The sequence below is a fragment of the Clostridium manihotivorum genome (assembly GCF_004015185.1).
Taxonomy (GTDB): Bacteria; Bacillota; Clostridia; order Clostridiales; family Clostridiaceae; genus Clostridium_AR; species Clostridium_AR manihotivorum.
Genome location: NZ_CP025746.1, coordinates 5,814,875 through 5,830,453 on the forward strand (window position 1 = coordinate 5,814,875; position 15,579 = coordinate 5,830,453).

The 15,579-nt window shown below is 33.0% G+C and carries 10 protein-coding genes and 1 pseudogene; 1 reads left to right on the forward strand and 10 read right to left on the reverse strand.

Translation table 11 applies throughout. From position 1 onward, the window contains the following. Positions 1 to 2: 2 nt before the first annotated feature. Entirely contained in the window at positions 3 to 3,089 is a 3,087-nt protein-coding gene (locus C1I91_RS25785; RefSeq protein ID WP_128215492.1) for an ATP-binding protein, read from the reverse strand. 556 nt (positions 3,090 to 3,645) lie between these two features. On the opposite strand from C1I91_RS25785, the gene C1I91_RS25790 reads away from it, so the two are divergent. Beyond that, positions 3,646 to 4,308, forward strand: coding sequence for a hypothetical protein (locus C1I91_RS25790; RefSeq protein WP_128215493.1), 663 nt, complete (start codon positions 3,646 to 3,648; stop codon positions 4,306 to 4,308). A 225-nt stretch (positions 4,309 to 4,533) separates the two neighbouring features. Here C1I91_RS25790 and C1I91_RS25795 read toward each other — a convergent pair whose 3' ends face one another. The 9 genes and pseudogenes from C1I91_RS25795 to ribB all read right to left on the reverse strand — a co-directional run. After that, a complete protein-coding gene (locus C1I91_RS25795) occupies positions 4,534 to 6,402 on the reverse strand; it encodes a glycoside hydrolase family 13 protein (protein ID WP_128215494.1) in 1,869 nt (622 codons plus the stop codon). Next, complete coding sequence (locus C1I91_RS25800) at positions 6,374 to 7,444, reverse strand: LacI family DNA-binding transcriptional regulator (protein ID WP_128215495.1); 1,071 nt, start codon at positions 7,442 to 7,444, stop codon at positions 6,374 to 6,376. The genes C1I91_RS25795 and C1I91_RS25800 overlap by 29 nt, the downstream gene beginning before the upstream one ends. 111 nt (positions 7,445 to 7,555) lie before the next feature. Continuing rightward, a complete protein-coding gene (locus tag C1I91_RS25805; RefSeq protein ID WP_128215496.1) occupies positions 7,556 to 8,464 on the reverse strand; it encodes a sugar ABC transporter permease in 909 nt (302 codons plus the stop codon). Between the two features lie 45 nt (positions 8,465 to 8,509). Next, a complete protein-coding gene (locus C1I91_RS25810) occupies positions 8,510 to 9,400 on the reverse strand; it encodes a carbohydrate ABC transporter permease (protein WP_128215497.1) in 891 nt (296 codons plus the stop codon). 231 nt (positions 9,401 to 9,631) lie between these two features. After that, positions 9,632 to 10,837, reverse strand: coding sequence for a sugar ABC transporter substrate-binding protein (locus tag C1I91_RS25815; RefSeq protein ID WP_128215498.1), 1,206 nt, complete (start codon positions 10,835 to 10,837; stop codon positions 9,632 to 9,634). Between the two features lie 191 nt (positions 10,838 to 11,028). Then, positions 11,029 to 13,335, reverse strand: coding sequence for an alpha-amylase family glycosyl hydrolase (locus C1I91_RS25820; RefSeq protein WP_128215499.1), 2,307 nt, complete (start codon positions 13,333 to 13,335; stop codon positions 11,029 to 11,031). 298 nt (positions 13,336 to 13,633) lie between these two features. Then, positions 13,634 to 14,293: an HAD family hydrolase gene (locus tag C1I91_RS25825; RefSeq protein WP_128215500.1), complete on the reverse strand. Its 660-nt coding sequence runs from the start codon at positions 14,291 to 14,293 to the stop codon at positions 13,634 to 13,636. Positions 14,294 to 14,299: 6 nt separating this feature from the next. Further along, entirely contained in the window at positions 14,300 to 14,764 is a 465-nt protein-coding gene (gene ribH / locus C1I91_RS25830) for a 6,7-dimethyl-8-ribityllumazine synthase (protein ID WP_128215501.1), read from the reverse strand. A gap of 177 nt (positions 14,765 to 14,941) precedes the next feature. Next, positions 14,942 to 15,538, reverse strand: a pseudogene (gene ribB, locus C1I91_RS25835) (3,4-dihydroxy-2-butanone-4-phosphate synthase); the annotation flags it as partial. Positions 15,539 to 15,579 lie beyond the last annotated feature (41 nt).

Genomic DNA, 15,579 nt, shown 5'->3' on the forward strand with positions numbered 1-15,579 from the left:
TCCTACATCCTTGGCAATTTTATTTTCACCTTAGTATAACGGTCCTCTTCACTTTCTATATTGAATTCACTGCCTTTTATACTTTTAATTCTGTCATAAACATTTCTTATGCCAACTCCCTTTTTTCCTCCATCTTTAAGCAACTCTTCTATCTTTTCTTTTTCAATTCCCACACCTGTATCCAATACTTCTATAATAACCTTATCTTGTTCCTCATTTATTTTTATATTAATAGTTACTCCATCTTCCTTATTATATATGCCGTGCTTTATGGAGTTTTCTACAAGCGGCTGTATAGTAAGGGATGGTATCATGCAATTAGTAAGCTTTTCATCCACATCATATTTAACTGACACCAGTTCTCCAAATCTTGCTTTCTCTATTGCTACATAAGCTTCCACTAGGTCAAGCTCATTATATATGGTTGTAAATATGGAGTCCTTATCAATATCAAACACAGTCCTTAGATATTTGCTAAATTGAGCTATAAGACTAGCTGCTTTTTCACCATCCGTGTAGCAAAATGACATTATTGTACTTAAGGCATTGAATAGAAAATGTGGCTTTATCTGTGCATGTAAAAAGGCCATCTCACTACTTAAAGCCTCCCTGACAGACTTCTTCATATTAATTAAAGTTCTTACTCTAGCCTTTACCTCCCTTTCGTTAAAAGGCTTTTCTAAATAATCATTTGCTCCAGCCTCTAGTCCTAAAAGTATGTCATCACTTTTATGACTTGCTGTAGTTATTAGAATTGGAAGCTCTATAAGATTGTAATTTTCTCTAACCTTTCTGCAAATCTCTATGCCTGAAACCCCTGATAGCATTATATCAAGTATCATTACATCTGCCGAATTGTCTAAAAGCTTTTTAAACGCTTCTTCTGCTGAAAATGCAGTTAATACATTGTATCCCTCAGCAATAAATGCATTTCTCGCAACATATATGTTGGACAGTTCATCATCTACGATTAATATAGTGAAATCATGTCCTTCTAACACATCTAAATTATTTTTTATATCCTCGTCTTCATCCTTTATTATAGGCTTTCTTATCAATATTTTTTGTCTCTGGTTAACCTTTGCAGATTCTTTATACGTTGGTATATGGAGAATAAATTGTACACCAGAGTTTTTCTTAGTATTACTAACCTCTAAAACTCCATTCATCACTTCTGCCAACTGCTTTGATATTAAAAGTCCTAGCTCCAAACTACTTAGATTTTTCTGTTCACTAAATATATCTTCAATTTCATCTTCACTTAACCCCTCACCATTATGTTCTAAATTGATATATGTGCTATCATTGAAGGTATTACTTGTAGCCTTTATGTATCCATCTTCTATGCTATTAACACAGCTTTCTACAAGGTTATATAATATTTGTCTTATTCTGTCCTCATCAGCATAGATGAAGGTATTTTCCTTAACCTCATTAATTAAGTCTATTCTTTTTTTATCAATTAAGTACTTAAAAGTTCCAAAAACAATGTCTATGCATATTCTAAGATCTACCTTGTTAAATTCAACTCTAAGCTTCCCATCCTTCAAGGTGATAAAGTCCGATATATCTCCAACTAACTTTGACATTCTGCTGGCTGCCTTATTTATAAGCATTATATCCTTTTTTTCTGCAGGCATATTGTTAAGAAATTCTCTTTGCATAAGCGAATGAGATATATTTATTATTCCGTATATTGGAGTTTTAAGCTCATGGGAAGTCTTAACCATAAACTCATCCCTAATCTTTTCAGATTTTATTAAGTCTTCCGAAAGCTTCGCTGAATTTCTGTATGTGGCAGCAAATCTGTACGCAAGCAATATAGCAGTAAAGATGATAAAACCCAAGAAGGAAAATGCTAAAAATATACTATCTCCCAGCATATTATTGTTATACACAATTGAGAGAATTGGGAAAACCAATAGACATAACATGGATGCCAAAAATAGTATGCTGCTTTTTTCATCTAAAGTTCCATAATCCTTCTTATAAACACATCTAATAGAATTTATTAACACTATCAAAATTATTATCTGATTAAAGGATAAAAAAAACAGCTTAACTGATGAGTATATACTTAAAGGTGTCACAGTGACTAAAAGTAAATATGGAATTGTTATAAAATAAACTAACTTATTCACTCTATCACTTAAAAAAGCCCTGTTCATGCTTCTAACAAAAAGTGCGAAAGGAATTATAACCGCAATTGAAAAGAAGTGTTGAAGCTTATAAACTACATAACCTAAATCGTTGTATAAAACCTGCAATAGTATTCTTTCATTATTTGCGAGAACACATATGGATAGCATAATAAAAAAGAGTCCGTTGTATAAGAAGCTTTTATCAATTAAATATTTGCCCAGTGCATATATCGCTAGGTGGTATACACCAAAGAGCATAAGTATTACTGCTCCAGATATATCTAAAGCATTTTGCATATCTACCATGTTCTCAATTGCATTAGCTGTTCCAAAGGATATACTATTAGAGATTCCTCCATTTATATAATCATAATTAGCAACTTGTATAACAAGCTCTATATCATACTCCCTAGGCATTTTTTTATATTCAGTAGCTACTCTACTATTGCCTTCATTATAGAAAAAGATTGTATAGGGGCTATTATTAGCTTTATATTGCTTAACCTTAGAAGATATTACACCTCTTTGATTTAATAGTCTTCCATTTATATAAACTTTACTTGCCATCTTTATATTCTCAAGCTTTATACCTAATAGTTGAGGCTTCTTATCTGTTTTAATCAGTAGCCTATAGGTAGCTACACCCTTACCCTTAAGCTTATTTTTGTTTTCTCTCCATAGTTCTGGAACATTGATTGTCTCTTTTTCTAAGCTGTAGTCACTAATTAAATCTATAGGCTCTAACAACTTATTTGGATATACCTGCCACCTTCCATCTAAGTTAATAACCCCATTCTCACTAAGCTTATAATTTGATAAGTCAATATATCCATCAACAGCCAAAGGAGGCCTTGACTCCTGACTATTTATATTCATAATCATGAATCCAAGTATTAAAAAACATAATATGCTTATGATTTTTATCGTATCTTTAGTTATTTTTGTCATAATATCTCCTATTGTTATCTTATATATTGATGAACTGCTATATATAAAAATTGAGTAGTATGTTTAAGCGTATTTATCTAAATTAAGTTATACAACTTCTCTTTACTTAATTTATTTATGTTGCCAAGATATATTTTCTACTAAAGTGTGAAAATATATAGCTCTATTTTTAATATTGGCTATGTTTAATAATATTGTTGAAATTAAGCGGTCATGAAGGAGATGCTATATGAGCGAGTAATTAGAATTAAATGATTTTTTCAGATGGAATGGCGTTAAGAAACTGTACTGTTCGAACGTAGTGAGTTTACAGTTTTAGCCATGGAATATGACAAAATTATATTAATTCTTTGCGCAAGCTCATCTAAGCATCGGATGACTGACCACTTAATTTCAACACAGTACTTTAACATAGGCTTAATATTAATCATCTCCAATAGTTATATGTATATAATAATGATTACTACTATATAGTTTATAATGCTTTTATGATTAACACAATATTGTCCATCACCTTTAATTTAATCTGGCATATACTATACTGAGGTGATTTCAAATGGCAGACCCAAAATATGTACTGGCTACTCCCGGACAAAAATATTGTCCTGTAGAAGCTGTTGTACCAAATCCAAGTTTAGTTGCTAAAACAAATAGATTTTACAAAATACCAGTATTTTTAAGTCATCCCACTAGCAATACTTTGAACAATCTCCAAATAAGCTTTCTAATAAGACTTATGGATGAGTTAAAAAAAGAGCTGTTATTTCCAAGAACACTGCCAAATACTGAGCAATACCCTGAAAGTACAATGATAAGTATTAGAAGAATGATCTACTCTAGCTATGGCATGGTAACTTTAAATCTAGCAAGGAAAAAAGTAAGAGTTATTGAAACAAACGGTGCTACTGTTTATTCTAACGATATTAATACAGAATATTGGACAGGCTCCACCTTCTCCTTCATCGAACCTGCAATGGCATTTCAATACGGCTTGCCTCAGCTTTTCATAACTGAAGCTCTAGTGGCAAATCAAGATGTGTATGAAGCAGGAGGAATCACTCCTTTCCGTGTGTTGGTTTGGGACTCTTCACAAGGAATTGATTACTTCTTCATGAGCGTAGAATGGAAGGAAATGCTCCAAAACTGGTCAGCTGAAGTTAGAAGCGGATACTTCTTAAATACTCAGCCACCTTATGATTACGTTCCTGAAAATCAATAATATTACTACTACACAAGCTATGGCTAAATGATTACCTTTTAAATATATAAAGGGTTCCTAACTCAATTATTAATTTATACGTGCCCGAAAATCCCCAGAACCCGCGATTTTCGAACAAGTATAAATTAAGTTTCGATATAGGAACCCTAAAAAGGCGTAGATAAGCAACTTTTACTTGCTTATCTACGCCAAAATTATTTCCTTAGCATACAAATACCTATTAATCTATTTAAATACTACTTTTAGCAATGCTGATTCTTTTTTTGAAAGATGAACCTTGATGTAATCCTCAGTAAACTCCTTTACTATAAGAGCATTGGGGACAGTCTTTTCTATAATTTCAATAGTATCTGCTTCACCAAGTCTATTCATAGGAATCTCTATATCGCATCCACTTTCACTTTGAGAGTTAACAAAAATAAATGCCTTTTTATCATCAAACCTAGCAAAGGATAGGTAATCTTCTGAAACATCTAGTATGGAAAAAGAGCCTTCCACTAGTATCTGTTCTGTTTTTCTTAAAGAAATCATCTTTTTGTAAAGACTTCTTATCTCTCTATTCCATTTGTCCTCATTCCACTCCATTGGGAATCTACAGCCACCACTGGTTCCTATCTCACCAGAAAGTCCAACTTCTTCTCCATAATAAATGCAAGGTACCCCTGGAAATAAAAACTCCATCATTATTGCAGCAGCTACATCTTTCTTATCTAAGGAAGGTGAATTGTTTATTCTATGAATATCATGACTTCCTAAAAGATTAAACTGAAGTGCCTTCATCACATGAGGTAGCTTTCCATAATGACTCAGTACTTCTTCCTTAAATAAAGTACCGCTTTGCTTCTTAAATTTTATATCTTTTATCTTCCAGCCTAAAAATACATCATCTTCGCCCAAGTACTTCCTCACTGGTCTCATAAAGCCAAAATAGTTCATGGTTCCATCCCAAATATCTCCTTGAAGATATTTGCTACAGTCTGTCCAGTGCTCACTTACTATATAAGCATCTTCCTTAGTTTCTTTAATTTCCTTCCTTACTTCTTTCCATATAGAAACATCTTGCTGGAACTCATTTACCTTACCTACGTTATGAGCTACGTCCATTCTCCAGCCATCTATACTATAAGGTTCTTCAAGCCACAGCTTTAGAACACTATCCTTTCCTTTATACATTATGTCCTTTACTTCCTCACAGTTATAATTTAAAACTGGAAGAGACTTCTCCCCGCACCAGCACTCATAGCTTCCGTCGTTATAGATATAATAATACTTTTCCTTTTCCTTAAACCATGGATGATTAATCCCTGTATGATTTATGGATATATCTAATATTATTCTTATCCCTGCCTTGTGCAATGCCTCCGTTAGTTCCTTAAGGGCCTCATTGCCACCGAAATGCTTATCCACATTAAAATAATCAGTACAGTCATACTTATGATTTGATGGTGCCTCAAATATTGGGTTTAAATATACAGCGTTTATACCTAATTCCTTTAGATAATCTATCTTCTTCTCAATGCCTTTTAAGTCCCCACCAAAGAAATCAACATTTCCGCCTTTAGGATAATCATAAGGCTTCTCTCCCCAAGCTAGTGCTTTAGTTTTAAAATTATTTAAGGTATATTCATCATCCTTTACATCGTTGTCGCTATCCCCATTAAAAAATCTATCCACAAATATTTGATAGAATATAGAGTTTTTCACCCAGCTTGGCTGATTATATCCTGCTACAAGCTTAAAATCATATTCCTCTGAAATTATATGGTCATATAGCCCTTTTTGATTGTAGAAATAACAACTATCCTCAGTTGCTAATATAAAGTGGTAATTAATAAAGGGCTGATTAATAAACAGTTGAGCTTTATAATAAACAAAGTTATGCTCCACTTTGTCCTTATTCATTTGAACAATGGATTCTTCTCCATTCCTTGTATATCTTAGGTATACTGATTTTATGGGATTGACTACCGAAAACCTTATACTGATATCTATATTTTCCTTCAGATTTATAGCTTCTTTACTTACAAACAGCTTACTCCCATCAGAAAAGACAGAAGCTTTCCAATCATCTATCGTCTTCCTCTCTAAATTCATATACTGACTCCCTTTCTACAAGTTCTACTGGTATTATAAATTCTCTTTTATTTGGTTCATTTGAACCTTCAGTTACTATCTGAACAACTTTTTCACCCTTACCGAATATATCTTGTCTTATAGTTGTAAGTTCCGGAATAAAGTATCTGCTACTTTTTATATCATCAAAGCCAATTACTGAAATATCCTTTGGAACATTGATCCTTTGTCTATGAAGCCCTTTAATAAGTCCTAGGGCCATAATGTCACTTATTGAGAATACTGCTGTTAACTCATGTCTTTTTTCCTTTATATAACTGGAAGCATTTATTCCTCCTTCATAAGTAACATCAGTCTGTATAATAAAATCTTCTCTAAGTTCAATATTATTTTCCTTTAAAGCTCTTTTATAGCCTTCAAATCTATTTCTATGAACTATGCTATATTTAAGGTTGCCAGATAAAAACCCTATATTTTTATGGCCTTTCTCAATAAGATATTTCACTGCAATATATGCACCTTGTTCATCATCAGTATTAATATAATAGAACCTATCATCAGTGTTTTCTTGATCTATTACAACTACAGGTATACTTACATCATGAAGCTTTTTATATAAGGTTCCACTTATTGCTCCTAAAACCATAACTCCTATAAGTTCACTATCTCTTAAGGCATTTAAGCAATCTTCTTCATTCTCTATTCCAATAATGAGAGTACTAAAACCTTTTTCTCTAGCGCCATATTCAACTCCACTTATAAACTCTTGATAAAAAGGGTTATCTGTAAGTACTGTTTTTTTATAGTTTTCCTTTATAGGTATTAGTATTCCTATCAACCTACCTTGTCTTTTAGCTAAGTTTCTTGCAGTATTGTTGGGAACATAGCCTAACTCTTCAATGGTATTTAGAATTCTTAGCTTTGTCTCATTATTTACCTTTTCTACTCCATTAAGCACATAAGATACTGCTGCTGTAGAAACTTTTGCTTTTTTAGCTACATCTTTTATAGTCACATTTTGTTTTTTTACTGCTTCATCCTTTAAGTTTGACTTTTCTACCATTTCTAGTTATTCCTCCTGTACTCTCTATGCTTCATGTTCTATCTTTAGGTATATAGATATATGTGAACAAACCATTTTGAATTTATATGTTTTCCAACTTTAAACAGCTAACTATCCTTTTACGCCTCCAACTGTAAGCCCAGAAATTAGATATCTTTGCAATACTAAGAATACTATTGTTATTGGCAATGCTATAAGAAGTGCTCCTGCGGAAAATAATGACCAGTTTACCGCATAATCCCCTGCTGAAGATTGAAGATTGTACAATCCCATAGGCAGAGTGAAAAATTTCGGATCAGTTACAAAAGTAATACCAAAAATATACTCATTCCAACTTCCTAAAAATGCAAATAATGCAGTTACAGCCAAAGATGGCTTTGAAAGAGGTATTAATATCTTTAGGAACACATCTTTCCTGGAAGCACCATCTATAAACGCTGCCTCTTCTATCTCTCTTGGCAGAGTATCAAAGTAGCCTTTTATATTCCATATTGCAAATACTACCTGCCAACTTGTATATATCAATATTAGCTTAATTGGGCTGCTAATAAAATTCAACTTATCGAATAGTCTATATATTGCTACCATAGCCAATATATTTGGAAATGCATTTAGTAATAAGAATAAAGATAACCCGAATTTTCTTCCACGAAATCTAAACCTTGAAAAAGCATATCCACCTAATAATCCTATTGCTATACTAGCAACTGTTGTTACGGATGCAATAATTGTACTATTTCTAAGCCATATAAGAAAATCCCCTTGAGTTATTATATTTTTATAATTTGCAAGAGTTGGGTTTTCAGGTATTAACCTTAAGGTAGAGGAAAACATAGTATCAGTGGATCTTATAGATGAACTAAATATCCACAGAATAGGAAACACAGCAATCAATGTAGCTATGATTAAAATAAAGTGAGCAATACCATGCTCTAGCATTTGTTTGTTCTTCTTTTTAATAGTTTTGCTTTTAAAACTGTACGTTGATACCTGCTGTTCAGTTAATATCTTTTCACTCATAAATCTCCCCCCTTATATGATAAGTTTATAATCATACCAACCTCTCTATCCATTATATACCTCCTCAGCAGAATTAATCATTCTTCTTCTAAAGGATGTAATTAAAAGTAAAATTACAAATATAATGAAAGAAAATGCTGCACTATAGCCATAGTTATAATCTGTAAAAGCCTTGTTATACGCATAAGTTATTACTAGGTCAGTCTTTCCAGCCATACCTCTTGTCAGTAAGTATACTACATCAAACTGCTTAAAGGTAACAAAAAGTGTTATTATTATAGCTGGTAGCACTGCCGGTTTCATCAAAGGAAAGGTTATATATCTAAAGTTCTGGAATATGCTTGCTCCATCTAGCTCTGCCACTTCGTAATAACTTTTATCAATACTTTGGAGCGCTCCTAAACATACTATCATCATAAATGGAGTAGCAAGCCAAACATTTACTATTATACAAGCTATCATTGCTGTTTTAGGATTTGATAACCACTCTACAGAATTAAGCCCAATGGATTTTAATATTTGATTTATTGCTCCAAAGTCATAGTTGAACATACCTCTCCATACCAAGGTTGATATATACCCTGGCACAGCCCAAGGCAATATAAGCATTGTTCTATAAAAGCCTTTAAACTTTAATTTTTCCATATTAAGCAAAAGTGCTAGTACAAGTGCCAATCCAACATGTATTATCATATTCAACGCTGTCCATACTATAGTTCTAAGTATAACCTCTATAAAACCACCATCCAAAGAAGAAAATATCTTTATAAAATTATCTATGCCTATAAAGGATGGGTTGGCCCAGTGGTACATATTTAAGTTAGTAAAAGATAAAACTATTGTATAGATTATGGGGTATATGCACAGTGTAACAATTATTAGCATTCCCGGAGTTAAATACAGGTATGGCAAAAGACTCCTTCTTTTCTCGTTCATTTATTAATACTCCTTTCTATAATCGGTTTTATGTATAGAAAAACCTAAGCATTCTAACTTTTTCCTTCTTCTAAAACTTTATATTCATTCTCTTACCACGATGACGCTTAAGGTAAATATCCACTTTTATCTTACTTAAAGATGTACCTGAATTCTTTTTAAATCTAAATCACAGGTACACCTTTAAATATTTTATATTAAAAATTAGGGAGTATCATTGTGATATATTTTCTATTTAGCTGCCTTAACCTTATCTTCAGCATCTTTTTGTGCTTTGTCCAATAATTTCTTTACATCAGCATTCTTGTCTGTACTAATTGATTTTAAAGCATTTGCTAATGGTTCCCAAACTGATGACATCTCTGGTGAGTTAGGCATTGGAGTCGCAAAATTTGCTTGTTCTAAAAGCTTCTTTGTTATAGGATCCTTAGTCATATCAACTTTTTTATTTGATACTAAATAACCACAGTCTAAAAGTGCATTAGCAGTTTTTTCTGAAGCAAAACTTTCTAAAACTTTTCCTGCTTCTTTTTTATTGTTTGATTTTGCCATAACCATTGCTGCCTGAACTCCTAATAAAGGTTGAGCATTTTTTCCGCTCTTAGTAACTACAGGTAACACCTCTATGCCTAAATCTATCTTATCTATTCCTTTATATCCCTTAATTGCCCATGAACCATTTACTATAGATGCTGCTTTTCCTTCTTTAAAAAGTCCGTCTACAACTTGGTAATCAACATTTTTAGGTAAGTACGCAGTCAAATCCTTTATAAAGTTCAATGCGTCTACTGTTCCAGCTTGACTTAAACCAGGAGTTCCGTCTTTGCTTACAGCATATCCATTAAATCCATAAATCCATGGCATCATATGGTATCCATCAGATGTATTAGTTAGAAATCCCCAATTACCATCCTTTGTATTTTCCTTAGCTATTTTTAATAAGTCATCTGTAGTTTTAGGTGGAGTAGTAAGAAGTTTCTTGTTATACATAAAGGTTAAACATTCAAAAGTCATTGGAACTCCATAACTCTCTCCCTTGTAAGTCACCGCTTCTACTGTATTATCTAAATGATCCTTTAATATACTCTTATCTACAGCCTTTGATATAGGATCTATAATTCCCATTACTGAAAATTTACCTGTCCAATCGTTTGGTCCTATTATTAAATCAGGCAAGTCCTTACTGTTCTGTCCTGCTACTGTAAGCTTTTGAGATAATTCGTTTTGTTTTACGAACTTGACCTTTATATGTTCACTTGTTTCTAAATCACTTACTGACTTCTTTAATGCATCTTCAACAGGAGTTTCTAGCTGATGCCATACCACTATAGTCTTTTCCCCACTGCCTCCATTTGTTGCTTTGCTATTACTACTGCATGCTGTAAATGTTGTCATTGCAGCTAAAGCTAAAAATAATGATAATATCTTTTTTTTCATTAATAATTCCCCCTATAATTATATTTAAATACTACTGCTTCACCTCTTATGTGCTTTTATATTATCAAGCCTTTACTTTTGTCAAAAGCTTTTATATAAATGAAGCGGTCTATATATTGTGATAAGTTGATTAGTTATTTTTATAAATATATTCTTTGAGTAATTGCTCTTTTTATATACTTCTATTCTTACTAGTTGCTCCAGTCATAGATTGGTGTATCTATTACTCCTTGCGCATCTGAAGAGGATGTTATTACTCTATTAACTCCTGATTCCCATACAGCTTTTCCTGTAGAATCCTTCTTTATAAACTTAAACTCTATAGTCTTGCCTGCTGGAACACTTACTGGTAGTATCCATTCTGGATAAGATGGATTTAGCATTCCTTCAGTACACTTATTCGAATCCCAATTGCCAAGCTCAGGAATATTACCAACTATGTGTATGCTATCTCCATAGTTTGTATTTGCCCTTACATGGAATATAACTTGGTTTTGATCTCCGGAAAGCACCGTATATCTGAAGGCATTGCTGGTTACTCCGTTCTTAGTTACTGTTATATCTACAGGACCTGGTGTAGTATTAGGTACTTTTGCTGTGATTAATCCACTGTTATTTGAAACTACTGTAGCACTAGTTGTTCCAAACTTTACGCCTACAGTTCCATCTAAATTTTCTCCATAAATATACACTAGATTTCCTGCTCTACCCATAGTAGAAACTACATCGCCTATTTTTGCACCACTTAATGTAGGGTTATAACTCCAAACAGATACTTCACCTCCAGCCAAGGTAAATGCACCACCTTGAAGTACACCATTAGTTACATTTAAAGTCTTTCCTCCACATAGTCCACCTAGGTAATCAGTATATTGGCCATTAGGTATTCCAGCTAAAACACTTGAACTTACAGTAACACTCTTATCAGGTTGTCTATTTATTGCTACAATAACCTGTTTGTCATAATACTTTCTCTTCATAACTATTACATCATCATTTGAGTAAAGCACTTCTGTAGTACCATAAGCTAAGGCATCATTTTCTTTTCTCAATGCTGACATTTTACTTATTGCTTTATAAGCAGTAGTTGTTGTATCGAAAGCACTGGACTTTTCCATAAATACTCTTCCTGCTACATCACTTCCATCTGCTGGAGTGATATACTGCTCAGTTCCATAATATATGTTTGGAATTCCTCTTGAGCTTAAAAGTGCTACTAATGCTGCATTATAAACCTTCTGGTTTTTTTGAAGATATCCGAATCTGCTAACATCATGGTTATCCATAAATGTAACAGCTTGATTTTCATAAGAATAACCTGATTCAGTGTAGCCAAGCATACTAGCAAAGTCACTCATTGGTTTTGTGAAGTCACCAAAAGTGGAATTTAAACTTCTATAGTATTCAAAGTCTAGGTTATTAACTCCAGTCCTATCTGGATAACTCTTAAACTCATCATACTTATCTGATGGTCTTCCTATAAAGAATTCTCCGAATTGAGTTATAGGGCCTGTACTATCACTATCCACAGCATCCTTTAATCCTTTCACAAAGGCTGGATTCATGTGGAGGGTTGCATCATGTCTTATTCCATCTATACCTTTTTGTTTCCAGAAAAGTGAAGCCTTTTCTAATTGATTTATTACTAAAGGATTTTCTTGGTTGTAATCTGCAAGAGATCCTAAGTCTTTGTATCTATATCCATAAACACTTGAATCAGTTCCTCTATCACCTTTATTGTGGAAGAAGTTCTTAGTATCATTATTAGGATCAGCTAATAGATTTTCTAACTTTCCGTCTTTATTTATATCAACAGGCTCACCGTTGACATCAAAAACATAGTTTCCATTTGCATCTTTATCTGGTTCGTAAACCTTTCCATCTTCAGCGATATTATTCATAGTAGGATTTTTCTGTCTGCTACTATGATTCGTAACAAAGTCAATGACAAGTTTCATATTATTTTTGTGAAGCTCATCTCTAAGTCTCGCAAAATCTAGCATAGTTCCAAAGTGTTTGTTAGTTGTAAAGTAGTTGCTTGCATGATATCCATGAAAACTAGTCCAAGTATTTGTTGAACCATCTGCCTGTTTATCATATATAGGTGTGTCTCTATTTTCATAAGGAGCAGATATCCATACTGCTGTAACTCCCATCCCTTTTAGATATGGTATTTTATTTATGATTCCTTGAAAGTCTCCACCTTGGTAAAGCTTCAGATCAGCTCCGTCTCCTTTACCATCATTGTTTTTATCATCAAAAAGCTCTTTTGATGAAGGTATATTGTTTGTTGTATCTCCGTCGCTAAACCTATCAGTTATAACTTGATATATAACATCTTTTGATGTTACTGGGCCTAGTGGAGTAGAATTAATAGAAGCTACAGCTGTTGCAGCATTGGCAACCTCTGCCTTACCTACAGCGACATTAAAATAGATGCTGGAGGCAGTAGCCAAGCAGGTTAAGATTGATAGAATCTTTAAGTTTCTCTTTCTCATAAAATTCCCCCTTACTTTGGTTAAGCGTTTAACCAAATACCATGAAAATTAGTTAGCCGGTTAACCGATTAACTAATTTAAGTTTAACTCCTTTTGTTATCGTTGTCAATATCTAGAATTTCAAATTATATTTAATTTTCAGAAAGATGTACTAACCATTAATTTATTTTTTAAGCTATACTCGCTAGATAATCCTTAGAATCAGAGTTTGTATAGGTATCCTTTATGAAAACTTAATTTATACATGTTTGACAATACCGAATTCTGGGAATTATCAGGCATGCATAAATTAAGTCATCTATATCAATTTTCTTAAATCTGAAATATCATTTATGATTATATCAGCATCGTCTAACTCTCCAGGCAATCCAAAGCCATAGCTGCAGCCTATTGTAAATATTCGGTTTTTTCTTCCAGCCTCTATATCCTGTTTTCTATCACCTACTATAACCATCTCTTTTGGGTAACTTTTCTTTATAATATTTAAAATCTCATACTTTGGTATATAATCATACTCCTCGGAACATGCCAATTCTTCAAAGTAGTTGTCTAAGTTAAAAAGCTTTTCGTGACAATCTCTGTAATAAATCTTACAATTACTAATAAAAACAAGCTTAATATGTTTATCTTTAAGATATTCTAAGGTTTCTATAGCTCCTTCATATAGTTCTGGTTTTCCTGACTCAATTAAGGACTTCATTTCTCCAGCTATGATTTTACTAGCCTTATCTCTTATGTTGTCACTAAGACTTGGCATAAACTCTCTCCACATATCGCTTGGATTGAAACCAAGCCAGTAGCTTATTTCTCTGTCTGTCCACTGCCTTTCTTCTGCATACCCGTTTTCAATTAAAAAATCATATGCTTTTCTAAAGGCTGGACCGTAGATTTTTATGCTATTATGCAAAGTTCCATCATAATCGAAGAAAATTGTTTTTATTTTTTCAAACTTGAGCATATATTTTTACTTAAACTCTCTAAGAAGGTTTGCCATTTCTATGGCTGTAATAGCAGCATCATAGCCCTTATTTCCTGCTTTTGTTCCAGCTCTTTCTATGGCTTGCTCTATGGTATCAGTAGTTAATACACCAAATATCACTGGAACCTCTGTCTCTAGAGATACACTAGCTATACCTTTTGAAACCTCACTAGACACATAGTCAAAATGTGGAGTTGATCCTTTTATTACTGCTCCAAGGCATATTACTGCATCGTATTTATTTGATTTAGCTAGCTTCTTAGCTATTAGTGGTATCTCAAAAGCTCCAGGCACCCAAGCTATTTCTATTTCGTTTTCTAAAGCTCCATGTCTCTTTAACCCATCTAAAGCTCCTGACAAAAGCTTTCCGCCTATAAACTCATTAAATCTTCCTACAATAATTCCAAACTTTAAACCTTGTGCAATTAGCTTTCCTTCATATATTTTCATATTTTATTCCTCCTATTTTTTAACACTTTATTGATTTTAGATTTTTATTATAAATAAAAATATTTAATACTGTTGAAATTAAGCGATTATACTGCAAATCTATACATACTTAATTTCAACACAACACTTTAAAGCAAATATTACATAAGACTAAACTAACAATTACTATATAGCTTCTCTATACTTTATTAAATCAGCCACTGTTATGATTTTTAGATCATGTACTTTTACAAAATCCATAAGGTCTGGAACTCTTGCCATGGTACCATCTTCATTCATAATCTCACATATAACTCCAGCAGGGTACAAACCCGCAAGCCTAGCTAGATCAACAGCAGATTCAGTATGACCATTTCTCTCTAACACACCGCCATTCTTAGCTTCAATCGGAAATATATGTCCTGGTCTTCTCAAGTCTGATGGTTTTGTAGCTGGATCTAGCACCTTTAAAACTGTAGCTGCTCTTTCATAAGCAGATATACCAGTAGTTGTTTCTATTGCATCTATAGAAACTGTAAAGGCAGTTTTATGAGACTCAGTATTTTGTGGTACCATCTGGTTTATTTCAAGTTCCATCAATCTTTCTTTATTAACTGGCATGCAGATTAGACCTCTGGCATACTTAGTCATAAAGTTAATAGCTTCAGGAGTAACTTTTTCAGCAGCCATTAACAAATCGCCTTCATTTTCTCTATCCTCATCATCTACAACTACAATCATCTTTCCAAGTTTTATGTCTTCAATTGCCTCTAATACTGTATTAAATTTACTCATTTCAATATTCCTCCGTTAAATATCTCGTGTACACTCTTGTA

Bases quoted from the DNA above. Each gene is read 5' to 3' on its own strand.
- C1I91_RS25785 (WP_128215492.1), bottom strand. From the start codon at position 3,089: ATGACAAAAATAACTAAAGATACGATAAAAATCATAAGCATATTATGT.
- C1I91_RS25790 (WP_128215493.1), top strand. From the start codon at position 3,646: ATGGCAGACCCAAAATATGTACTGGCTACTCCCGGACAAAAATATTGT.
- C1I91_RS25795 (WP_128215494.1), bottom strand. From the start codon at position 6,402: ATGAATTTAGAGAGGAAGACGATAGATGATTGGAAAGCTTCTGTCTTT.
- C1I91_RS25800 (WP_128215495.1), bottom strand. From the start codon at position 7,444: ATGGTAGAAAAGTCAAACTTAAAGGATGAAGCAGTAAAAAAACAAAAT.
- C1I91_RS25805 (WP_128215496.1), bottom strand. From the start codon at position 8,464: ATGAGTGAAAAGATATTAACTGAACAGCAGGTATCAACGTACAGTTTT.
- C1I91_RS25810 (WP_128215497.1), bottom strand. From the start codon at position 9,400: ATGAACGAGAAAAGAAGGAGTCTTTTGCCATACCTGTATTTAACTCCG.
- C1I91_RS25815 (WP_128215498.1), bottom strand. From the start codon at position 10,837: ATGAAAAAAAAGATATTATCATTATTTTTAGCTTTAGCTGCAATGACA.
- C1I91_RS25820 (WP_128215499.1), bottom strand. From the start codon at position 13,335: ATGAGAAAGAGAAACTTAAAGATTCTATCAATCTTAACCTGCTTGGCT.
- C1I91_RS25825 (WP_128215500.1), bottom strand. From the start codon at position 14,293: ATGCTCAAGTTTGAAAAAATAAAAACAATTTTCTTCGATTATGATGGA.
- ribH (WP_128215501.1), bottom strand. From the start codon at position 14,764: ATGAAAATATATGAAGGAAAGCTAATTGCACAAGGTTTAAAGTTTGGA.